General features: G+C 74.0%; 20 protein-coding genes. 8 read left to right on the plus strand and 12 right to left on the minus strand.

Annotation, left to right across the window (positions count from 1 at the left end; translation table 11 throughout):
• Positions 1 to 2 precede the first annotated feature (2 nt).
• Positions 3 to 1,340, minus strand: coding sequence for a multidrug effflux MFS transporter (locus tag ACZ5FU_RS30250; RefSeq protein WP_468643561.1), 1,338 nt, complete (start codon positions 1,338 to 1,340; stop codon positions 3 to 5).
• 80 nt (positions 1,341 to 1,420) lie between these two features.
• Here ACZ5FU_RS30250 and ACZ5FU_RS30255 point away from each other — a divergent pair, with 80 nt between their 5' ends.
• The 3 genes from ACZ5FU_RS30255 to ACZ5FU_RS30265 all read left to right on the plus strand — a co-directional run bounded on the left by ACZ5FU_RS30255 (position 1,421) and on the right by ACZ5FU_RS30265 (position 3,966).
• Complete coding sequence (locus tag ACZ5FU_RS30255) at positions 1,421 to 2,416, plus strand: Gfo/Idh/MocA family protein (RefSeq protein ID WP_451526517.1); 996 nt, start codon at positions 1,421 to 1,423, stop codon at positions 2,414 to 2,416.
• A gap of 61 nt (positions 2,417 to 2,477) precedes the next feature.
• Positions 2,478 to 3,101, plus strand: a complete 624-nt coding sequence (locus ACZ5FU_RS30260; protein WP_468643564.1) for a TetR/AcrR family transcriptional regulator — start codon at positions 2,478 to 2,480, stop codon at positions 3,099 to 3,101.
• Between the two features lie 133 nt (positions 3,102 to 3,234).
• The gene (locus ACZ5FU_RS30265; protein ID WP_469047462.1) at positions 3,235 to 3,966 is read left to right on the plus strand and encodes a bifunctional DNA primase/polymerase; all 732 of its coding nucleotides are present in this window, start codon (positions 3,235 to 3,237) and stop codon (positions 3,964 to 3,966) included.
• A gap of 15 nt (positions 3,967 to 3,981) precedes the next feature.
• On the opposite strand, the gene ACZ5FU_RS30270 is transcribed toward ACZ5FU_RS30265, so the two are convergent.
• From ACZ5FU_RS30270 to efeO, 4 genes are read right to left on the minus strand one after another with little or no spacing between them, the layout of a single operon-like run.
• Positions 3,982 to 4,992, minus strand: coding sequence for an SCO2278 family lipoprotein (locus tag ACZ5FU_RS30270; protein WP_451526514.1), 1,011 nt, complete (start codon positions 4,990 to 4,992; stop codon positions 3,982 to 3,984).
• A complete protein-coding gene (efeU, locus tag ACZ5FU_RS30275) occupies positions 4,940 to 5,824 on the minus strand; it encodes an iron uptake transporter permease EfeU (RefSeq protein ID WP_451526513.1) in 885 nt (294 codons plus the stop codon). Before efeU ends, ACZ5FU_RS30270 begins: the two co-directional genes overlap by 53 nt.
• A gap of 3 nt (positions 5,825 to 5,827) precedes the next feature.
• Entirely contained in the window at positions 5,828 to 7,081 is a 1,254-nt protein-coding gene (gene efeB / locus ACZ5FU_RS30280) for an iron uptake transporter deferrochelatase/peroxidase subunit (RefSeq protein ID WP_469047464.1), read from the minus strand.
• 17 nt (positions 7,082 to 7,098) lie between these two features.
• Positions 7,099 to 8,241 carry an iron uptake system protein EfeO gene (efeO, locus tag ACZ5FU_RS30285; protein WP_469047466.1) on the minus strand — a complete coding sequence of 381 codons (1,143 nt, stop codon included), beginning with the start codon at positions 8,239 to 8,241 and terminating at the stop codon, positions 7,099 to 7,101.
• Between the two features lie 351 nt (positions 8,242 to 8,592).
• Between efeO and ACZ5FU_RS30290 the strand changes: the two genes are divergently transcribed.
• Entirely contained in the window at positions 8,593 to 9,237 is a 645-nt protein-coding gene (locus ACZ5FU_RS30290) for a PhzF family phenazine biosynthesis protein (RefSeq protein ID WP_451526510.1), read from the plus strand.
• 267 nt (positions 9,238 to 9,504) lie between these two features.
• On the opposite strand, the gene ACZ5FU_RS30295 is transcribed toward ACZ5FU_RS30290, so the two are convergent.
• Together ACZ5FU_RS30295 and map are read right to left on the minus strand one after the other, a co-directional pair.
• Complete coding sequence (locus ACZ5FU_RS30295) at positions 9,505 to 10,152, minus strand: biliverdin-producing heme oxygenase (protein ID WP_451526509.1); 648 nt, start codon at positions 10,150 to 10,152, stop codon at positions 9,505 to 9,507.
• 152 nt (positions 10,153 to 10,304) lie between these two features.
• Positions 10,305 to 11,162, minus strand: coding sequence for a type I methionyl aminopeptidase (gene map / locus ACZ5FU_RS30300; protein ID WP_451526508.1), 858 nt, complete (start codon positions 11,160 to 11,162; stop codon positions 10,305 to 10,307).
• A 57-nt stretch (positions 11,163 to 11,219) separates the two neighbouring features.
• Between map and ACZ5FU_RS30305 the strand changes: the two genes are divergently transcribed.
• Positions 11,220 to 11,450 (plus strand): hypothetical protein, encoded by a 231-nt coding sequence (locus tag ACZ5FU_RS30305; RefSeq protein ID WP_451776443.1) that lies wholly within the window; start codon positions 11,220 to 11,222, stop codon positions 11,448 to 11,450.
• Positions 11,451 to 11,505: 55 nt separating this feature from the next.
• Here the strand turns inward: ACZ5FU_RS30305 and ACZ5FU_RS30310 are convergent, their stop codons facing one another.
• A complete protein-coding gene (locus tag ACZ5FU_RS30310) occupies positions 11,506 to 12,105 on the minus strand; it encodes a hypothetical protein (protein WP_451776446.1) in 600 nt (199 codons plus the stop codon).
• 138 nt (positions 12,106 to 12,243) lie between these two features.
• Here ACZ5FU_RS30310 and npdG point away from each other — a divergent pair, with 138 nt between their 5' ends.
• Entirely contained in the window at positions 12,244 to 12,960 is a 717-nt protein-coding gene (gene npdG, locus ACZ5FU_RS30315) for an NADPH-dependent F420 reductase (RefSeq protein ID WP_451776448.1), read from the plus strand.
• 98 nt (positions 12,961 to 13,058) lie between these two features.
• Positions 13,059 to 13,238, plus strand: coding sequence for a hypothetical protein (locus tag ACZ5FU_RS30320; RefSeq protein ID WP_451526504.1), 180 nt, complete (start codon positions 13,059 to 13,061; stop codon positions 13,236 to 13,238).
• Here the strand turns inward: ACZ5FU_RS30320 and ACZ5FU_RS30325 are convergent.
• Entirely contained in the window at positions 13,228 to 14,028 is an 801-nt protein-coding gene (locus ACZ5FU_RS30325; RefSeq protein WP_451526503.1) for a site-2 protease family protein, read from the minus strand. The two genes, ACZ5FU_RS30320 and ACZ5FU_RS30325, sit on opposite strands and share 11 nt — an antisense overlap.
• Before the next feature lie 182 nt (positions 14,029 to 14,210).
• Here ACZ5FU_RS30325 and ACZ5FU_RS30330 point away from each other — a divergent pair, with 182 nt between their 5' ends.
• Complete coding sequence (locus ACZ5FU_RS30330) at positions 14,211 to 17,951, plus strand: BTAD domain-containing putative transcriptional regulator (protein WP_469047468.1); 3,741 nt, start codon at positions 14,211 to 14,213, stop codon at positions 17,949 to 17,951.
• Positions 17,952 to 17,959: 8 nt separating this feature from the next.
• On the opposite strand, the gene ACZ5FU_RS30335 is transcribed toward ACZ5FU_RS30330, so the two are convergent.
• The 3 genes from ACZ5FU_RS30335 to panB all read right to left on the minus strand — a co-directional run bounded on the left by ACZ5FU_RS30335 (position 17,960) and on the right by panB (position 20,948).
• Positions 17,960 to 18,787 (minus strand): ABC transporter permease, encoded by an 828-nt coding sequence (locus tag ACZ5FU_RS30335; protein ID WP_451526501.1) that lies wholly within the window; start codon positions 18,785 to 18,787, stop codon positions 17,960 to 17,962.
• Positions 18,784 to 19,812, minus strand: coding sequence for an ATP-binding cassette domain-containing protein (locus ACZ5FU_RS30340; protein ID WP_451526500.1), 1,029 nt, complete (start codon positions 19,810 to 19,812; stop codon positions 18,784 to 18,786). Before ACZ5FU_RS30340 ends, ACZ5FU_RS30335 begins: the two co-directional genes overlap by 4 nt.
• A gap of 269 nt (positions 19,813 to 20,081) precedes the next feature.
• Positions 20,082 to 20,948, minus strand: a complete 867-nt coding sequence (panB, locus tag ACZ5FU_RS30345; protein WP_451526499.1) for a 3-methyl-2-oxobutanoate hydroxymethyltransferase — start codon at positions 20,946 to 20,948, stop codon at positions 20,082 to 20,084.
• Positions 20,949 to 21,087 lie beyond the last annotated feature (139 nt).

Raw genomic sequence — 21,087 nt, forward strand, 5'->3', positions numbered from 1 at the left:
GCTCAGCTGTCCTCTCCCACTTCCGACCCCGCACGAGCGGAAAGCCCCTCGCCCGACGCTTTGTCCCCCACCCCCGTGCCCTTTCGGGGGCGGCACATTCCCACGAAGCAGGCCGACGCCGCCACCGCGGCCACCAGCTGCACCACGGCCATCGGGACCGCGGTGTCCTCGCCGGCGACACCGACGAGCGGGGAGGCGACCGCGCCGATCGCGAAGGAGGTGGTCCCCAGGAGCGCGGAGGCGGACCCGGCGGAGTGCCGGACCCGCAGCAGCGCGAGGGTCTGCGCGTTGGGCAGGACGACGCCCATCGCGGACATCAGCACGAACAGGGCGACCGCCACCGGCACCAGCCCCGCCTCGCCGAACACGCCCGTCGCCATCAGCAGCAGCGCGGCCGCGGCCAGCACGACGACCCCGAGCCCGGCCGCCAGCACCCGCTCCAGTCGGACCCGCCCGACCAGCAGCCTGCCGTTGACCTGCCCGACCACGACCAGCCCGACCGAGTTCACGCCGAACAGCAGGCTGAACGTCTGCGGCGAGGCGCCGTAGATCTCCTGGATCACGAACGGCGACGCCGAGATGTAGGCGAACAGCGCGGCGAACGCGAAGCCGCCGGTCAGCAGGGAGCCGACGAAGGGCGGATCGGCGAGCAGCCCGCGCATCGACCGCAGGGCCTCCCCGACACCGCCGGAGTGACGCGCGGCGCGCGGGAGCGTCTCGGGCAGCCTCGCCGCCACGACGGCGGCCAGCAGGATCCCGACGGCGGTGAGGACCACGAAGACCCCCCGCCAGTCCGTCACGCGCAGGATCTGCCCGCCGATCAGCGGCGCCACCACCGGGGCGACGCCCGAGATCAGCATCAGGGTGGAGAAGAAGCGGGCCATGGCCACGCCGTCGTACAGGTCGCGCACCATGGCCCGCGCGATCACGATCCCGGCCGCGCCCGCCAGCCCCTGCGCCAGCCGGAAGGCGACCAGCAGCTCCACGGTCGGCGCCAGCGCGCACAGCGCCGTCGCCACGACGTACACGGCGAGCCCCGCCAGCAGCGGGCGGCGGCGGCCCCAGCGGTCGCTCATCGGGCCGGCCACCAGCTGCCCCAGCGCCATCCCGGCCAGGCACGCGGTCAGCGTGAGCTGCACGGTCGCGGCGGGCGCGCGCAGCGCGTCGGTGACCTCCGGCAGCGACGGCAGGTACATGTCCATGGCCAGCGGGGGAGTGGCGGTCAGCCCGCCCAGCACCAGGGTGACCAGCAGCCCAGCCCGGCGCCGCGCCGGCGGCGGTGCCCCCCGCCCGGTCCCGGACGCCCTCGACACGTCCGGTATCGCCCCACCCTCGGGCATGTGGCCCCTCCCTCCGCGACGTCTGCGCCACCTATGCTCTCAGCTCGTACGGACTGCTGGGACGGCACGAGGGTGGGCGAATGACGACGGAAACGGTGCGGTGGGGGATTCTGGCGACCGGCGGGATAGCCGCCGCGTTCACCGCGGACCTGATCGATCTGCCGGACGCGGAGGTGGTCGCGGTCGCGTCCCGCACCGAGGACTCGGCGCGGGCGTTCGCCGAGCGCTTCGGGATACCCCGGGCGTACGGCGACTGGGAGACCCTGGCCAAGGACGCGGACATCGATGTCGTCTACGTGGCCACCCCGCACTCCGCGCACCGCGCCGCCGCCGGCCTGTGCCTGGAGGCCGGCCGCGACGTGCTGTGCGAGAAGCCGTTCACGCTGAACCTGCGCGAGGCCGCCGAACTCGTCGCCCTGGCCCGCGACAACGGGCGCTTCCTGATGGAAGCCATGTGGATGTACTGCAACCCCGCGATCCGACGCCTGAAGGCGCTCGTCGACGACGGCGCGATCGGCGAGGTGCGGACCGTGCAGGCCGACTTCGGCCTGGAGGGCCCCTTCCCGCCCGCGCACCGGCTGCGCGACCCCGCCCAGGGCGGCGGCGCCCTCCTCGACCTGGGCGTCTACCCGGTCTCCTTCGCCCACCTGCTGCTGGGCGAGCCCACGGGCGTCTCCGCGCAGGCCGTGCTCTCCCCCGAGGGCGTCGACCTCCAGACGGCGGCCGCCCTGTCCTGGGACTCCGGCGCGCTCGCCGCCCTGCACTGCTCCCTGTCCGGCGGCACCGGCACCACCGCCTCGGTCACCGGCTCGCGGGGCCGCATCGACATCCCCGCGGGCTTCTTCCACCCCGACCGCTTCGTCCTGCACCGGACCGGCCGCGACCCCGAGGAGTTCACCGCCGACCCGGCCGACGGGCCCCGGACGACGATGCAGCACGAGGCCCGCGAGGTGATGCGGGCGCTGCGGGCGGGGGAGACCGAGTCCCCGCTCGTCCCGCTCGACGGCACCCTCGCCGTGATGCGGACGCTGGACGCCGTCCGCGAGCGGATCGGCGTGCGCTACCCGGGGGAGTAGCCCCCACGGCCGCAGAGAGCGGGCGAGACGGCCCGTCTCACGCTCTTGGTACGGTCGTCCCATGGTCACCCAGCCCGGAAAGCCGACCCCCGACACCACCCGCCGCAGCGAGCGGTCCCGGCGCGCGATCTACGACGCCGCGCTCGCCCTGGTGGCGGAGGTCGGCTATCCGAGGACCACCGTCGAGGGCATCGCCGCCCGCGCCGGCGTCGGCAAGCAGACCATCTACCGCTGGTGGGACTCGAAGGCCGACGTCCTGCTGGAGGCGTTCCTCGACCTCAGCTCCCAGGCCTCCCGGGACGCCGGCGGGGAACCGTACGCCATCCCCGACACCGGCGACCTCGCCGCCGACATCAAGGCCGTGCTGCGGGCCACCGTCGACCAGCTGACGGACCCCCGCTTCGAGGCGCCCTCCCGGGCCCTCGCCGCCGAGGGCGTGGTCGACGAGGAGGTCGGCCGCCGCTTCACGGCCCAGCTCATGGAGCCGAACCTCCGGCTCTACGTCGACCGGCTGCGCGCCGCCCAGCGGGCCGGCCAGGTCCGCCCCGAGATCGACCCGCGCATCGCCCTGGAGTTCTTCATCTCGCCGCTGACCCAGCGCTGGCTCCAGTACACGGGCCCGATCTCCTACGAGTACACCGACACCCTCGTCGACTACGCGCTGTACGGCCTCGCGCCCCGCTGACCCCGTCCGTGCCCACGGACCGTATCGGCACCGATCGTCCCACCTGCCCCTTTTGGGGCTCCGGACCCCCGATGCGCCGGATGGTGGGACCATAGGGCATGCTGTCCGCACCACAGCGAGGCGAAGGGGATAGATGAGCGCGGAGTTCGGCGGCCGGACCGGCCGGCAGAGCAGGATCTCCCGGTGGCTGCGGGGCCGCCGCCCCCAGGAGGCCTCCGACGACGGCGGCCGTGAGGACCTGCTGCTCGCCGCCGCCGCGGCGGGCCTGCCGCTCGCGCCCGCCGCCCACCCCGTCTCGGGCTACCGCTGCTCCTGCGACCGCGTGGGCTGTCCGACGCCCGGCCGGCACCCCGTCTCCTTCGCCTGGCACACGCAGTCCACCACCGACCGCGCCCAGGTCGAGCGCTGGGCCCGGCACCAGCCCGAGGCCAACTTCGTCACCGCCACCGGCACCACCCACGACGTCCTCGACGTCCCCCTGGAGGCCGGCCGCGAGGCACTGGAGCGCCTGCTCGGCGCCGGCGTGGAGGTCGGCCCGGTCGCCGAGAGCGACGACGGCCGCATGCTGTTCTTCACCCTCACCCGCGGCACCCCCGAGGACGAGGACGAGTGGTGGCCCTGCGAGCTGGACTGCCACCCCGAGACGATGGACGAGCACCCCGGCCTGCGCTGGCACTGCCGGGGCTCCTACGTCCTGGTCCCCCCGTCCCGCCTCCCCGGCGACGACGGCCAGTCCGTGCACTGGCTCCGCGGTCCCGAACACCCCCTGCCGGAGCCGCTGACCCTCCTGGAACCGCTGACCGACGCCTGCGCCAGGTTCGTCGGCGAGGACCGGGCGACGGAGACCTGGCCCACCCGGCACTGAGCGGGGCCCGCGCCCCTACTCGCCCTTCGCGCCCGTGAGCCCCTCCACCCGGCTCACCAGCGTCACCTTCCCGCCGCCGGAGGCGCCCGGCACCACGGCCATCTCGTTGGCCACGAACTCCATCGTCAGCGCCTGCTCGATCTTCCCGGTGGTCAGCGCCCGGACGTCCTCGTTGGGCGCGGGCACCGCCGCCCCCGCCGCCGCCGTCTGCTTCACGAAGTGGTGCGTGGCGAAGAACACCACCGCCCCGCCGTCCGCCGTGCGCAGCGCCAGCGGCGCGAAGTCGCCGTTCGTCAGCGGCTCGTCGATGTACTGCGTGGCCAGACCCGGCCTGCTGGAGTTCTTCGCCCGCGTGGAGCGCAGCTCACTGGTGTACGGGCCGTCGGCGAACGTGTCCCCGCCGTCCTTCAGGTACGTCGCGTAGTCACCGCTCAGCCCGGCGGGCGGGCGCGCCGGCCCGGTGCCGTCCACCGGCACGGCCTCGGCCCAGCCGTCCTCGTCCGCGGGGAACTCCGGCAGCGCCTCCGGCGCCACCAGCGTGAGGTACGCCGCCTGCCACGGCTCGGACCGGCCGCCGCGGGTGAACACCAGCACCCAGCGCGCGTCGCCGCCCTTGTTGGCGCGGGCGTCGGCGACGAACCAGCGGGGCCAGCCGGGCTTCTTGGGGATGGTGTAGCGGACGTCGGTCAGCGCCAGCGGCTTGTGCCGCGGGTTGCCGTCCGGGTGGTTGACGCGCCCCGCCTTCAGCCGGGCCGCGTCGATCGCGCCGAGCGCCCCGGTGGTGTACGCGGCGTCGAGGGAGGGGTCGTAGGCCGCGTCGGCCTTGTTGTAGGCGGTCGTGAACTGCTCGACCGCCCTGGCCGCCTCGGCCTTCGTGGCCGCGGGGAGCACCTCGCGCTCCCCGTGCACCACGACACATCCGCTCGCCGTCAGCGTGACGGCGGTGAGCGAGACGGCGATCAGTGCGTTGCGGTCACGCCCGCGGCGCCGTGGACGGCCGGTCGTCAGGCTGCGTTCCCTGCTCATCAGGTGCGTTCACCCTCCCCTTCCCGGAGGCGAACCCTACCGGGGCGAGGAAGAGCGCGAGTGCCGGGACGAGGTACAGCAGCCACACCGTGACCTGGAGGACCGTCGGGTCGGGCTGGAAGTTGAACACGCCCTTCAGCAGCGTGCCGTACCAGCTGTCCGGCGGGATCGTGCCGCTGATGTCGAACGCCTTGTCCGTCAGGCCCGGAACCCAGTCGGCCTCCTGGAGGTCGTGCACGCCGTACGCCAGCACGCCCGCCGCGACGACGACCAGCATGCCGCCCGTCCAGGTGAAGAACTTCGCCAGGTTGATGCGCAGGGCGCCGCGGTAGAACAGCCAGCCCAGCAGGACCGCCGTGGCCAGGCCGAGCGCCACGCCGATCAGCGGACGCGGGGTGCCGTCACCGGCGGCGTGCACGGACGCCCACACGAACAGGGCCGTCTCCAGCCCCTCGCGGCCCACCGCGAGGAACGCGGTCGCCACCAGCGCGCCGGTGCCCATCGCGAGGGCCGCGTCCAGCTTGCCGTGCAGCTCCGACTTCAGGTGCCGCGCGGTGCGCCGCATCCAGAACACCATCCACGTCACCAGGACGACGGCGAGGATCGACAGCGAGCCGCCCAGCGCCTCCTGCGCCTCGAACGTCAGCTCCTGGGAGCCGAACTCGAGGGCGGAGCCGAAGCCCAGCGCGAGCAGCACCGCGACGGCGATGCCCGTCCAGACCGGCTTCAGGGCGTCGCGGCGCCCGGTCTTGACCAGGTAGGCGATGAGGATGCAGACGACGAGACTGGCCTCCAGGCCCTCGCGCAGTCCGATCAGGTAGTTCGAGAACACGGGCTAGGCCTCCTTGGCGAACAGGGTGCGGCCCCACCAGTCGTCCGCGTCCCGGAGGCCGGGCGGGATCGCGAAGACGGCCGAACCCACGTGCTGGATGTACTCGTTGAGCGCGTCCGTGGCGAGGTTGCGCTGGACGGGGATGAACCCCTCGCGCACGTCGCGCTGGTAGGCGAGGAAGAACAGGCCGGCGTCCAGCCGGCCCAGGCCGTCGGTGCCGTCGGTGAAGGAGTAGCCGCGGCGCAGCAGCGTCGCCCCGTGGTTGGAGTCGGGGTGGGCGAGCCGCACGTGCGCGTCGGGCTTCATGGCCTTCAGGAACGGCTCGTCGCGCTCTTTGGCTTTGCCGACCGGGGCGCCCTCGCCCTTGTCGCGGCCGAAGACGTCCTCCTGCTCTTGCAGCGAGGTGCGGTCCCAGGTCTCGATGTGCATGCGGATGCGGCGGGCGACGAGGTAGGAGCCGCCCGTCATCCAGGCGGGGCCGTCCTTCTCGCCGACCCAGACGAACTTCTCCAGGCGGTCCTTCTCGGTGCCCGCGATGTTGCGCGTGCCGTCCTTGAAGCCCATCAGGTTGCGCGGGGTCTGCGCGTCGGGCGTGGTGGAGGAGGTCTTGCCGAAGCCGAGCTGCGACCAGCGGATGACGGCCCTGCCCATGCCGATGCGGGCCAGGTTGCGGATCGCGTGCACCGCGACCTGCGGGTCGTCCGCGCAGGCCTGCACGCACAGGTCGCCGCCGCTGCGGTTGGCGTCCAGGTTGTCCCCCGCGAACTTCGGCAGGTCCACCAGAGCCTCGGGCCGCTGCCCCTCGAGCCCGAACTTCGCGAACAGGGACGGTCCGAAGCCGATCGTCAGCGTCAGCCGGGACGGCTTGAGCCCCAGCGCCTCGCCGGTGTCGTCCGGCGGCGCCTCGGCGAGCCCGCCGTAGGCGCCCTCACCGACCGGCTCGCCCCCGGCCATCTGCCGGGCGGCCCGCGTCCAGTCCTTCAGGAGCTGGACGAAAGCGGCCCGGTCGGTGGTCCTCACGTCGAACGCGGCGAAGTGCAGCCGGTCCTGCACGGGCGTGGCGATGCCCGCCTGGTGGGTGCCGTGGAAGGCGATCGCGGCACCCGTCGCGGCACCGGCCGGGTCCACGTCGTTCCCGGCGCGGGTCATCGCGGCCGCGCCGCCGGCCGCGGCGGCGCCGAGCGCGAGACCCGCTCCGCCCCAGCCGATCAGGGTCCGGCGGGTGGGCGCGGCCGGGGTGCTGTCCGTGTCCGTCATGTCGGTGGGCCCTTCGGCTACTTGGCCACTGCGGCGGCGAGCTGGGAGAGCGGCTCCGCGAGCGCGTTCACCGCGTCCGACAGCTCCTTGCGGCCGGCGGCGCCGACCTTGTCGTACGAGGTGAACGCGTAGGAGGACGCGTTCGGGCGGTACTTGTCGAGCAGCGCGTTCAGCGCCGCGAACTGCTTGTCCAGCTCGGTGACCAGCGCCGCGTCGTTCTCCTTCGCGACCGGCTCGAGCAGCTCGAACGCCTTCTCGGCGCCCTCGACGTTGGCCTTGAAGTCGACCAGGTCGGTGTGCGAGTAGCGCTCCTCCTCGCCGGTGACCTTGCCGGTGGCGACCTCGTCGAGGAGCTCCTTGGCACCGTTGGCCATGGAGGTCGGGGTGATCTCGGCCTTGCCGACCCGGTTCTGCCAGTCGGTCAGGTCGGTGACGAGCCGGCCGGCGAGGGTCTTCTCCGCGGCGGTGATCTTCCCGTCCTGCCAGAGGGCCTTCTCCAGGCGGTGCCAGCCGGTGAACTCCTGCCCGTCCTCCAGGCCGTCCTCGCGGACGTCGACCTTCGGGTCGATGTCGCCGAAGGACTCCGCGACCGGCTCCGTGCGCTCCCAGCCGACGCGGGAGAGCGCGTACGCCTCCTTCGCACCCTCCAGGTCGCCGGCCTCGACCGCCTTCACGAAGGCCTGGACCTTGGGCAGCGTCTCGTCGGCCTGCTGCTGCGTGTAGGCCCGGTAGGCGGCGACGGCCTTGTCCAGGCGGGGGTCGCGCGCGGCGGTCTTGCCGCCGCCGGTGACCTTGAGGTCCTGGCGGATGCCGTCGCCCTTCATGCCCGGCTTGCAGGCGATCAGGTAGTCGCCGGCCTTCACCTCCGCGGTGACCCGCTGCTTGGTGCCGGGGCCGATGTTCTCGCGCTCGGTCACCACCCGGTCGTCCGGGAACAGCAGGTAGACCTCGGTGACCTTGGAGCCCTTGTTCTCGATGGCGAGCTCGACGTGTCCGGCGGTCATCTCCTTGACGGAGGTCTCGCACTTGTCGTCGGTCGCGGTCACGCCGATCATCCGGTCGCCGGCGGCGGCGTCGCTCTTCTGGGTGCAGCCCGTGACGGCGGTCAGGGCCGCGGCGACGGCGGCGGCTGTGGCGACGGAGAGTCTGGCGGCGCGCATGAGGGCTCCCAGCGTGGCTGAAAATCGCGTGACGGGATCACCGGTGTTGGTGAGGCTTGCCTAACTTATCGAAGGCTTACCTGCGTCATACCCGTCCGGACCGTGATTCACCTCTCATGGACGCTGTATGGGCACGGTCCGATCACGGTGGCTCAAAGTGCACCCCAAGGGACGGTCAAATCCGTCCACAGGAAACCCGAAGCGCGCTCACAGGTCACGATCGCGCGGCCGGGTCGCCCGCCCCCGCTGCTCCCGCCCGACGCCCCCGGTGCTCCCGCCCGCCCCCCGGCGTTCCCGCCCGTCGTCCGGCCGGGGCCGACGCCGTGACCAGGACGGTGCTTCAATTCCCCGGTGACTGATTACGACGTGCTCCGCGTGTTCTGCGCACCGAACGGCGGATACGGCAACGAACTGGGCGTCATCCGTGAGGGATCGGTGCTGCCCGACCGGGAGGACCGGCAGGCCCTCGCGGCGAAGCTCGGCTTCAGCGAGACCGTGTTCGTGGACGACCCCGAGCGCGGCGTCATCGACATCTACACGCCGACCCTGCGGCTGCCGTTCGCCGGATACCCCTGCGTGGGCGCGGCCTGGCTGCTCGACGTGCCCGAACTCGTCACCCCCGCCGGAACGGTGGGCGTCCGCCTGGACGGGGAGTTCAGCTGGATCGAGGCACGGACCGAATGGGTGCCGCCGCGCACGCTCCGGCAGTACCCCGCCGCCGCGGAGGTCGACGACCTGCCGGTGCCGCCGCCGGGCGAGTGGATCTACGCCTGGGCCTGGGAGGACGAGCCCGCCGGACGCGTCCGGGCCCGCGCCTTCCCCGGCCGCGGCGACGGCATCGACGAGGACGAGGCGACCGGCGCGGCGGCCCTGCTCCTCACCGACCTCCTCGGCCGGGCCCTGAACATCACCCAGGGGGCGGGATCGCAGATCCTGACCGCCCCGCAGCCCCACGGCTGGGTGGAGATCGGCGGCCGCGTCCTCCTGGAGCGCTGAGCCCGCGGCACCCGCGGCGCGCCGCGGGCCGGCACGGCCCGCGGGCCCGCGGCGGTGACTGTGCTCGGCCGCGGTCCCTCACGGTGACTGCCCGTTCAAGGCGGGAGGGGTGTCGTGCGCACCTGTTCCGCCCCGGCCGCGGCCGTCCCGGGCGGTGCCCGGCACCCGCGGCGCGCCGCCGGCCGCGACGGCCGGCACGGCCCGTGGGCCCGCCGCCCCCTCGGTCGCGAGGGCGGCGGGCCCGCGGGCCGCGCGCGGGGCCGGGGCTCACGCCGACAGCGGGAACTCCTCGCCCAGCGCCCTGAACACGGCAGTGTTCAGGGCGAACGCCTTCTTGCACTCCGCCACGATCCGCTGCTTCTCCAGGTCGTCCGCGCGCACCGCGTCCAGCAGCTCCCGGTACTCCCGCTTGAAGGCGGCCGGGTTGCCGACCTCCTCGAAGACGTAGAAGCGGACGCCGTCGCCCTTCCTCTCGAAGCCCCACGCCTTCTCGGCCCGGTCGCGGATGATCTGCCCGCCGGAGAGGTCGCCGAGGTAGCGCGTGTAGTGGTGGGCGACGTACCCGCCCGGCCAGGACCGCGCGCACTCGCGCACCCGCTCCGCGTACGCCAGCGTGGCCGGCAGCGCGGACAGCCCCGCCCGCCATCCGGCGCCCCGCAGGTGCGCCAGGTCCCGCTCCAGCGCGTCCCGCCGGAACAGCTCCGGCCGTATGAAGGGCCCCGCCACCGGATCCGACGCCAGTCGCCCGGCCTCGTCCTCCAGCGCCCCGTACACGAACCACAGCTGTTCGGTGTAGCGCGCGTACGCGTCGACGCCGAGCCCGCCGCCGAGGAGGTCGCTCATGAAGGTGGAGGTCTCCGCCTCCACGTGCTGCTCGTGGGACGCGGTCCGGATGAGTGTCGAGAAGGAGTCCATGCGGCGAGTCTCATGGTGAGGCATGCCTGAGTCAATGTTTTGCCGACCTCCTGTCGGCAAGTTTTCCGACAGTTCGTCGGCATCACGCCTCCCGGACCGCGAAGAGCCCGCCCTCGGGGGAGGACGGGCTCGGTGCGGGGCGGGCGGCGGACTCAGGGCAGCGTGAGGATCTCCGCCCCGGTCTCCGTCACCACCAGCGTGTGCTCGAACTGGGCCGTCCGCCTGCGGTCCTTCGTCACGACCGTCCAGCCGTCGTCCCACATGTCGTACTCGTGCGTCCCGAGCGTGAGCATCGGCTCGATCGTGAACGTCATGCCGGGCTGGATCACGGTCGTCGCGTGCGGGCTGTCGTAGTGGGGGACGATCAGTCCGGAGTGGAACGACGAGTTGATGCCGTGCCCCGTGAAGTCCCGCACGACGCCGTACCCGAACCGCTTGGCGTACGACTCGATGACCCGGCCGATGATGTTGATCTGCCGGCCCGGCCGGACCGCCCTGATCGCCCGGTCCAGCGACTCCCGGGTCCGCTCCACCAGCAGCCGGCTCTCCTCGTCGACGTCACCCACCAGGTACGTCGCGTTGTTGTCGCCGTGCACCCCGCCGATGTACGCCGTCACGTCCAGGTTGACGATGTCGCCGTCCCGCAGCACCGTCGAGTCCGGGATGCCGTGGCAGATCACCTCGTTGACGGACGTGCACAGGGACTTGGGGAAACCGCGGTAGCCCAGCGTCGAGGGGTAGGCGCCGTGGTCGCACATGTACTCGTGCGCCACCTTGTCCAGTTCGTCGGTGGTGACGCCCGGCGCGATCCGCTTCGCGGCCTCCGCCATCGCCCGCGCGGCGATCCGGCCGGCGCGGCGCATCGCCTCCACCGTCTCGGGGGTCTGCACCTCGGGCCCGGTGTACGGGGTCGGCGCGGGCTTGCCGACGTACTCGGGGCGGCGGATGTTTCCGGGCACGGAACGGGTGGGGGACAGCTCCCCGGGCGCGAGCAGCGACTGGCCAGACATGCGGCGAGTCTAACCAGCGGCCGTGGGGGAACATGACGATGGCGAGAGGAGCTGGTCATGGCCCTGTTCAAGAAGCGCACGGTCGGCAAGCCGGGCGAGTGGTACTACTGCCTGGAACACCAGAAGGTCGAGGAAGGGCCCGAGTGCCCGGCCAAGGACCGGTTCGGTCCCTACGCCTCCCGCACGGAGGCCGAGCACGCCATGCAGACGGCCCGGGACCGCAACCTGGAGTGGGAGAACGACCCCAAGTGGCACGACGCCCCGGCGGGCGCCGCGGACGACGACTGACCCGCCCCGCCCGCGCCCACCGGGCACGACGGCACCCCGCCCCCGGCCCCCGGCCTCACCAGGGAGCCGGGGGCGGCGCCGTGAGGGACTCCGCCAGCCGGGACAGCCGGTCCCGCAGCCGGCGGGGGCCCCTCGGGGAGGACACCGTCCGCTCGCCCGCCGCCGCGCTCACCAGGTGCTGCACCGTGTCCAGGTCCAGCTCCGAGCCCTCCGGCACGGCCAGCGTCTCGTGGGCCAGGCCCGTCAGCTCGCCCCCGTCCGGCCCCAGGGCCAGCACGGTCACCCCGGCCCGCCGGGCGTCCGACACCCGCTCCAGCAGGGGCGCGTCCCCCTCCGGCGCCGCCACCAGCAGGGTCTCGCCCCGCCGGGCCGCCTCGATGCGGCCGAGGCCCACCGCGAGGTGCGCCGGGTCCGAGGGGCGGGCGCCGTGCCGCACCAGCGTGGGGGCCAGCTCCGGCGTACCGGACCAGGCGGCCTCGTCGACCAGATGGGCGGCCAGGTGCCACGGCTCGTACGCGGCGGTGCCCACCAGCAGCAGCCCGCCCCCGTGCGACACCACCGACCCCCGCAGCACCCCGGCGAACCTGCGGGTGGCCCCGAGCCACTCGGTCCCGGCGAGCACGTCGCGCAGCAGCGCGACCCGTACGGCGTCCATGCGACCGCATCCTGCCCCAACCGCATCCCCGCGGCAGGGCGTTCGCCGCCGATTCCCCCGACCCGGGGACGCGCCCGGCGGCCGTGACGGCCGCCACTCCGCCCGGTGGGGCGGCCCTCGCGCACGTAAAGTCGGTCCATGACCTCCAGTGACAGCGCACACGACGCCCCCGCGAAAGCACCCGCCAAGGACCCGTGGGACCTCCCCGACGTCTCGGGGCTGGTCGTCGGCGTCCTCGGCGGCACCGGGCCCCAGGGCAAGGGCCTCGCGTACCGGCTCGCCAAGGCCGGCCAGAAGGTGATCATCGGCTCGCGCGCCGCCGACCGCGCGCGGGCCGCCGCGGAGGAGCTCGGGCACGGCGTCGAGGGCGCCGACAACGCCGAGACCGCCCGCCGCAGCGACGTCGTCATCGTCGCCGTGCCGTGGGAGGGCCACGGCACGACCCTGGAGTCGCTGCGCGAGGAACTGACGGGCAAGCTCGTCGTCGACTGCGTCAACCCGCTCGGCTTCGACAAGAAGGGCGCCTACGCGCTGAAGCCGGAGGAGGGCAGCGCCGCCGAGCAGGCCGCCGCCCTGCTGCCCGGCTCGCGCGTCACGGCCGCCTTCCACCACCTGTCGGCGGTCCTCCTCCAGGACCCGGACATCGGCGAGATCGACACCGACGTGATGGTGCTGGGCGAGGAGCGCGCCGACGTGGAGATCGTGCAGGCCCTGGCCGGCCGCATCTCCGGCATGCGGGGCGTCTTCGCCGGGCGGCTGCGCAACGCCCACCAGGTCGAGTCCCTGGTCGCCAACCTGATCTCCGTCAACCGCCGCTACAAGGCGCACGCCGGGCTCCGCGTCACCGACGTCTGAGCGGATGGGGGACACTGGACGGCACCGGCCGTACGACCAGACCCGGCGACCGGACGTACCCGCAGTGCAGCAGTGTCCCCCCGACAGGAGCCAGTCCCATGCCCCGTCTCGCCGTCTACACCCTGATCGTCTGCGTCCTCGCGGTCGCGGCGGCGGTCGTCTCCTTCGTCCAGGGCAGCTTCCTGGGCGTCGTGTGGGTGCTGCTGGCCGGGCTGTCGTCCAACATGACCTGGTACTACGTCAAGCGCGAGAAGATCCGCCGGTCCCTCACGGGCTGACGGAGCAGATCTCCGGGGTGCCCTGCCAGAAGCGGTACAGCGCCTGGCCGCAGTAGGTCTCGAAGTCGCCGATGCCCAGACCGCGCAGCACCGCGTCGACCGCGTCGAAGAACACGCCGTTGACCGCCGGCACCCACAGCAGCGCGAACACGAACAGCAGCCCGAACGGCGCGAACGGCTCCACCTGCCGCTTCACGCCGTACGACAGCCAGGGCTCGACGACGCCGTAGCCGTCCAGGCCCGGCACCGGCAGGAAGTTCAGGATCGCCGCCGTGACCTGGAGGAGGGCGAGGAACGCGAGCGCGAAGCGGAAGTCGGCCGGCACGCCGTCCAGCGCGTCCAGCCAGAACGGGGCGGTGCACACGACGGCGAACAGCACGTTCGTCAGCGGGCCCGCCGCCGAGATCAGGCTGTGCCGCCAGCGCCCCCGGATCCGGCCGCGCTCGATGAAGACGGCGCCGCCCGGCAGACCGATCCCGCCCATGATCACGAACAGCACCGGCAGCACGATGCTCAGCAACGCGTGCGTGTACTTGAGGGGATTGAGCGTCAGGTACCCCTTGGCGCCGACCGAGATGTCGCCGCTGTGCAGGGCGGTGCGCGCGTGCGCGTACTCGTGCAGGCACAGCGAGACGATCCAGGCTCCGGTCACGAAGAGGAACACGGCCACGCCGGGCTGCGCGGCGAAACCGGTCCAGGTGGCCCAGCCCGTGACGGCCGTGACGGCCAGTATCCCGAGGAAGACGGGGCTGATCCGCCGGTCGCTGCGGCGGGAGAGGGCGGTGGTCATCGGCGGACGCTCCTGGGGTGCGATGTCGGAACCGGGTGTCCGGCTGCCCGACCGTACCGGGCGCAAGGGGGGAACGTCTCGCGACCGGTCGCCGGTTCCGGACGGGGCGGGGCGATCGCCGCGGGCCCGCCGTCGGCCCGGGCGCCGTGACCCGGGCCGCCCCCGCCGGGGAGAATGACCCCGTGCGCTACCGCATCCTCGGCACCACCCAGGCGTTCCGGACCGACGGCACCCCCGTCGCCGTCGGCGGGGCGCGGCTGCGCGCCCTGCTGACCGTGCTGGCGCTGCGCGCCGGCCGCAGCGTGCCCGCGGGGCTGCTGGTGGAGGAGGTCTGGACCGGCGAGCCGCCCGCCGACGCGCCCGCCGCGCTGCAGGCGCTGGTCGGCCGGCTGCGCCGGACCCTCGGCGCCGACGCCGTCGCCTCGGCGGACGGCGGCTACCGCCTCACCGCCCCGCCCGACGCCGTCGACCTGCACCGCTTCGAGCGGCTGACCGCCGACGGCCTGCGCGCCCTCGCCGACGGCGACCCCGCCGGGGCGGCCGCGCTGCTCGACGACGCCCTCGCCCTCTGGCAGGGTCCGGCCCTCGCCGACCTGCCCGACCGCGCCGCCGAGGCGGCCCGCCGGGAGGCCCGCCGCCTGGACGCGATACGCGCCCGTCACACCGCGGCCCTCGCCCTCGGCCACGCCGGGCAGTCCCTGCCCGAACTGACCGCCCTGTGCGAGGCCCACCCCCTGGACGAGCCCCTCCAGGCCCTGCGCCTGCGCGCCCTGCGCGACGCGGGCCGCACCGCCGAGGCCCTGGCCGCCTACGAGTCCGTGCGCCGCCTGCTCGCCACCCGCCTCGGCTCCGACCCCGGCCCCGGACTGCGCGCCCTGCACACGGAACTCCTCACCCCGGCGGACCCCCCGCCCCCGGCGCCCCGGCCGGCACCGGCCTCCGGCGCTCCGGGCCCGGCCTCCGGGTCTCCGGGCCCGGTCTCCGGTGATTCCGGTCGGGCCTTCGCGCGTCGCGGTCAGGGTTCCGGCGAGGCCGGCCGGGCTTCCGGGTACTCCGGCCAGGTGCCCGCTCACCCCGGCCCGGTCTCCACGTATCCCGGCCCGGCCTCCTTCGATCCCGGTCGGGCCGCCGGGCGTCCCGGCCCGGCTTCCGGTGGTCCCGGCCCGGCCTCCGGACACCCCGGCCCGGCCTCCGGACACCCCGGCCAGAGCTCCGTCCACCCCGACTCGGGCCCCGTCCACCCCGACTCGGGCCCCGCCGATCCCGGTCCGGTCTCCGCGTATCCCGGTCCGGCCTCCGCCGTTTCCGACCGGGCCTCCACCGACCCCGGTCAGGCCTCCGCCCGCCCCGCCCCGCCCCCCGGCAACCTCCGCGCCCGGCTCACCTCCTTCGTCGGGCGGGAGGGCGACATCGCGGCCCTCCACGGGGACCTGGGCGCCGCCCGGCTGGTCACGCTGCTCGGCCCCGGCGGGGCCGGCAAGACGCGGCTGTCGCAGGAGGCCGCCGAGACCGCGGGGGAGGCCGCCCGGGACGGGGTGTGGCTCGCCGAACTGGCGCCGGTCGCCGACCCCGACGCCGTGCCGCAGGCCGTCCTCACCGCCGTCGGAGCCCGCGAGACCGTGCTCTACGGCGCCGGCGCGGAGGAGCTGCGGGTGGCGGCCGCCGAACGCCACGACGACCCCCTGGAACGCCTCGTCGAGCACTGCGCCCGCCGCCGCATGCTGATCGTCCTCGACAACTGCGAGCACGTCGTCGAGAGCGCCGCCCGCCTGGTCGAGCACCTGCTCGAGCGCTGCCCGGAGCTGACGGTCCTGGCCACCAGCCGCGAACCCCTCGGCGTGCCCGGCGAGTTGCTGCGGCCCGTGGAGCCGCTGCCCGAACCGGCCGCGCTGCGGCTGCTCGCCGAGCGCGGAGCGGCCGCCCGTCCCGGCTTCCGCGTCGACGACGACCCCGAGGCCTGCGCCGAGATCTGCCGCCGCCTGGACGGCCTGCCGCTCGCCATCGAACTGGCCGCCGCCCGGCTGCGCATGCTGTCGCCGCGCCAGATCGCGGACCGGCTCGACGACCGCTTCCGGCTGCTGACCTCCGGCAGCCGTACCGTCCTGCCCCGTCAGCAGACCCTGCGGGCCGTCGTCGACTGGTCCTGGGACCTGCTCGACGAGGAGGAGCGCGAGGTCCTCGGCCGGCTGTCGGTCTTCGCCCGCGGCTGCGACCTCGCCGCCGCCGAGGCCGTCTGCGGCCCGTCCGCCCTCGGCGCGCTCGGCTCCCTGGTCGACAAGTCCCTCGTCGTGGCCGCCCCCGCCCCCGACGGCGCCATGCGCTACCGGCTCCTGGAGACCGTCGCCGAGTACGCCGCCGCCCGCCTCGACGAGTCCGGCGCCCGTCCCCACGCCGAGCGCGCCCACCTGACGTACTACCGCGAACTCGCCCGCACCACCGAGCCGTCGCTGCGCGGCCGGGGGCAGCGCGCCGCCATCGACCGGTTCCAGCTCGAGTACGAGAACCTGCGCACCGCGCTGCGCCGGGCCGTCGCCGCGCGCGACGAGCAGGAGGCGCTCTGCCTCGTCCTGTCCCTCGTCACCTACTGGCAGATGCGCGACCTGCGCATCGAGGCCCGCACCTGGTGCCGCGAGGTGATGCCCCTGGGACCCGACCCCTTCGCCGCTCCCGTGCGCCCGGCGGCCCCCGTCTGGACGCCCTGCACCGCCGCCCCGCCGCCGATGACCGGCGAGGTCCTCGCGGAGGCCCGGCGCGGTGTCCACCTCGCCCATCTCGCCTGCATGGACACCGAGCTGGACGCCTGGCAGAACCCGGCGGCCCAGGCCAAACTCCGGGCGATCGTCGACGCCTACGAACCCGGCCTCCCGCAGACCTGCCGCACCCCCGGCCTGCTCTGGTTCTACGCCGTCATGCTCACCGGCGACATGGAACGCATCCGCGTCATCGTCGACGCCAACGTCCGCACCGCCCGCGAGACGCCCGGCTACGAGTGGGAGCTGGCCGTCTGCCTCCAGATGCGCGCCAACGTGCTGGCCAACCGCTCCCACTGGGCGGGCGACGCGACCCGGGACGCCGACGAGTCGCTGGAGATCTTCCGGCGCCTCGGCGACGCCTGGGGCACCGCCGAGGCGCTCTCCGCGCGCGCCGAGGCCCACGAGCGGATGGGCGCCCACCTCCTGGCCGCCGCCGACTACGAGGCGGCCATGGTCCACGCCGAGGAACTCGACGCCCGCAGCCAGTCGGCGGTCCTGGCGGCCCGGCTGGGCAGCGCGCTGCTGGAGGCCGGCGAGGAGGAGCGCGGGGAACGCATCCTGCGGGACGTCCTCGACCGCGTCGACGGCACCGTCAACGAGGCCATGCCCGCCGCCCGGCTCTTCCTCTCCGGCCACCTCGCCCTGACCGGCCGCACCCCCGAGGCCCGCGAGCAGATGCGCCTGCTGCGCAAGGAGTTCGGCCTCGCGCACTTCGTCGTCTTCGACGCCCTGATCCTCGGCGCCGAGGCCTGGCTGGACACGGTGGACGAGCGGTACGAGGAGGCCCTGGTCACCGTCCGCGACGCCCTGGCCCGGGCGGACGACCCGCTGTCCGCGGCCATCGCCCCCCACCTGCGCTCCTCCTTCCTGACCATCGCCGCGATCGCCCTCACCGGCACCGGCACCGGCACCGGCACCGACCGCACCGCCGACGCCGACGCCGACGCCGACGCCGATGCAGATGCCGTCGCCCGCGCCGGGGCCGCCGCCCGCTGCCTCGGCGCCGCCGACGCCCTGCTGCCGCCCGGGCACGTCGCGCAGCGCCTGGAGGCCGTGTGCCGGGAGCGGGCCGAGGCCCGGGTCCGTGCCGCGCTCGGCGAGGAGGCGTACACCGCCGCCTACGCCGAGGGCGGCGGCCTCTCCTACGAGGAGGCCGCCGCCCTGGTGTGAGCCACCGGTCAGCTCTTGGTGCGGAACTTGTGGATCGCGACCGGCGCCATCACCGCGGTGAGCCCCGCCGACCAGGCCAGCGTCACCCACAGACCGTGCGCGACCGGACCGCCGATCATCAGCCCGCGCGCGGCGTCCGCGAGGCCCGACAGGGGGTTGAACTCGGTGAAGTTGCGCAGCCAGCCCGGCATCGAGGCGGTCGGCGCGAAGATCGACGAGCCGAACTGCAGGGGCATCAGCACCAGGAAGCCCATCGCCTGCACGGACTGCGCGTTCTTCATCACCACGCCGAGCGTGAGGAACACCCACATCAGCGCGAACCCGAAGGCCGCGGACAGTGCCACGGAGGCCAGCAGCCCGGGCCAGCTGGTGATCTCGAAGCCGACCAGCACCGCCACGACCATCAGCACCACCGTCGCGAACAGCATCCGCATCAGCTCGACCGCGATCTTCGCGAACAGCACCGAGCCGCGCCCGATCGGCAGGGACCGGAAGCGGTCCATGACACCGGAGTTGAAGTCCTGGTTGAACCCGGTGCCCACGCCCTGCGCCATGTTCATCCCCATCATGGCCAGCAGGCCGGGGATGACGTACTGGACGTACTCCTCCTGCCCGCCGCCCAGCGACTGGCCGATGGAGCCGCCGAAGACGTAGACGAACAGCAGGGTGAAGACGACCGGGAACAGGACCGCGTCGAACATCGACTCCGGGTCCTGCCGGATCCACAGCAGGTTGCGGCGCACCAGCGCGCCGGTGTGCCGCAGGTGGGCCCGCAGCGGGACGGGGGCGTCGGCGGCCTGGTGAGCGGCCGGGGCGAGGGTGGTGGCGGTGCTCATACGGCGACCTTCTCGAGAGGGCTGTCGGCGGGGACGGTGTCCTGCGGCGCGCCGGCACGGTGACCGGTGAGGGACAGGAACACCTCGTCCAGGCTGGGCAGTTCGGTGGTGATGGAGGAGAGCGTGAGACCGCGCGCGGTGACCGCGCCGACCACGGCGGTGAGCTGTTCGTCGCTCAGCACCGGCACCAGGACCGAGCCGCGCTCGGTGTCCACGACGGTCGAGGCGAGGCCGGTGATGCCCATCTCGTCCAGCGCGCGGGCCAGCGGACGCAGGTGCGCCGGGTCGGCCGGGCGCACCCGCAGGGTCCGCCCGCCCACGCGGGCCTTCAGCTCCTCGATGCGGCCGCCCGCGATGACCTTGCCCCGGTCGACGACGGTCAGCTCGGAGGCGAGCTGCTCGGCCTCCTCCATGTACTGGGTGGTCAGCAGCACGGTCACCCCCTCGTCGACCATCGACTTCACCTCGGTCCACACCTCGTTGCGGGTGCGGGGGTCGAGGCCGGTGGTGGGCTCGTCGAGGAAGAGGACGGCGGGCCGGCCGATCATCGACGCGGCGAGGTCGAGCCGCCGTCGCATGCCGCCGGAGTACGTCCCCGCCGGGCGCCGGGCCGCCTCCGTGAGCGAGAACCGCTCCAGCAGTTCGTCGGCGCGGGACCGGGCCTCCTTGCGGGACAGGTCGAGCAGCCGGCCGATGAGGTACAGGTTCTCCCAGCCGGCGAGCTTCTCGTCCACGGAGGCGTACTGGCCGGTCAGCCCGATGACGCGGCGGAGCCGGCGGGGCTGGCGGACGACGTCGTGGCCGGCGACGGTCGCCCGGCCGGCGTCGGGGGCGAGCAGCGTGGACAGGATCCGCACGAGGGTGGTCTTGCCGGCGCCGTTCGGTCCGAGCACCCCCATGACGGTGCCCTCCCGCACGTCGAGGTCGACCCCGTCCAGTGCCTTGGTCTCCCCGTAGTGCTTGACCAGCCCCCGCACGGTGACGGCGTGGTCCGAACCGCCGGGGTTCATGTCGATGCGTGTCATGCCACCGAAGGTGTCAGCCCCCACCGACAGACCGCCGACACCCGACCGACAGCCGCCTGCACGCCACCGACATCACCGACAGGAAATCCCCTGACGACCACGGTGACCCTCGATCGAGCCACCACGACGGCGAGCAACCACGTCCGCGAGAGCGGCGCCGGTTCAGGCGCAAAAAGGGGGCAGCCCGCCGACGGGGGACGATCGGCGGGCTGCCCGTGGTGCGGCGATGGCTCAGTGGGGCCGGGCGGCTCAGTGGGGCTGGGGACGGCTCAGTGGACGGAGTGCTCCTCCAGCGGGAACGTCCCGCCGACGACGTCCTCCGCGAACGCCTTCGCCGCGTCGCCCATGACCCGGCGCAGGTCGGCGTACTGCTTCACGAACTTCGGCACGCGGCCGCCGGTCAGCCCCATCATGTCCGTCCAGACCAGCACCTGGGCGTCCGTCGCCGCCCCGGCCCCGATCCCGACCGTGGGGATGTGCAGCACGCGCGTGACCTCGGCCGCCAGCTCCGCCGGCACCAGCTCCAGCACGACGGCGAAGGCTCCCGCGTCCTGGACGGCCTTCGCGTCCCGCAGCAGCTGCGCGGCGGCCTCCTCGCCCCGCCCCTGGACGCGGTACCCCATGGCGTTCACGGACTGCGGGGTGAGCCCGATGTGGGCCATGACCGGGATGCCGGACTCCACGAGCAGCTCGATCTGCCGGTGCGACCGCTCGCCGCCCTCCAGCTTCACGGCGCCGACCCCGGCCTCCTTGACCAGCCGGGTCGCGCTGCGCAGCGCCTGCACGGGACCCTCCTGGTACGACCCGAAGGGCAGGTCGCCGACGATGAGGGCGCGCCGGGTGCCCCGGACGACGGCCGCCGACAGCACGCTCATCTCGTCGAGGGTGACGGGCACGGTGCTCTCGTACCCGAGGTGGCAGTTGCCCGCCGAGTCGCCGACGAGCATCACGGGGATCCCGGCCTCGTCGAAGACGGACGCGGTCATCGCGTCGTACGCGGTGAGCATGGGCCACTTCTCGCCCCGCTCCTTGGCGGCGGCGATGTCGCGGACGGTGATGCGGCGTGTGCCCTTGCCCCCGTACAGCGCCTTGCCGCCGTCGGAAGGCTTCGTCTGGGCAGCCGAAAGCTGCGTCATGGAAACGGCTCCTCATGTCATCTCGAGGCGCCCTCACGGCGTCCCCGGACCACCTCCCATGGTGGCACCTCCCCCCGGGGAGGGCCAGAGCGCCCCCGGTGGGTAAATCCTCAGTAAGAGAATCCGATACGAGACGGTC

It is taken from the genome of Streptomyces sp. NPDC031554 (assembly GCF_055580685.1).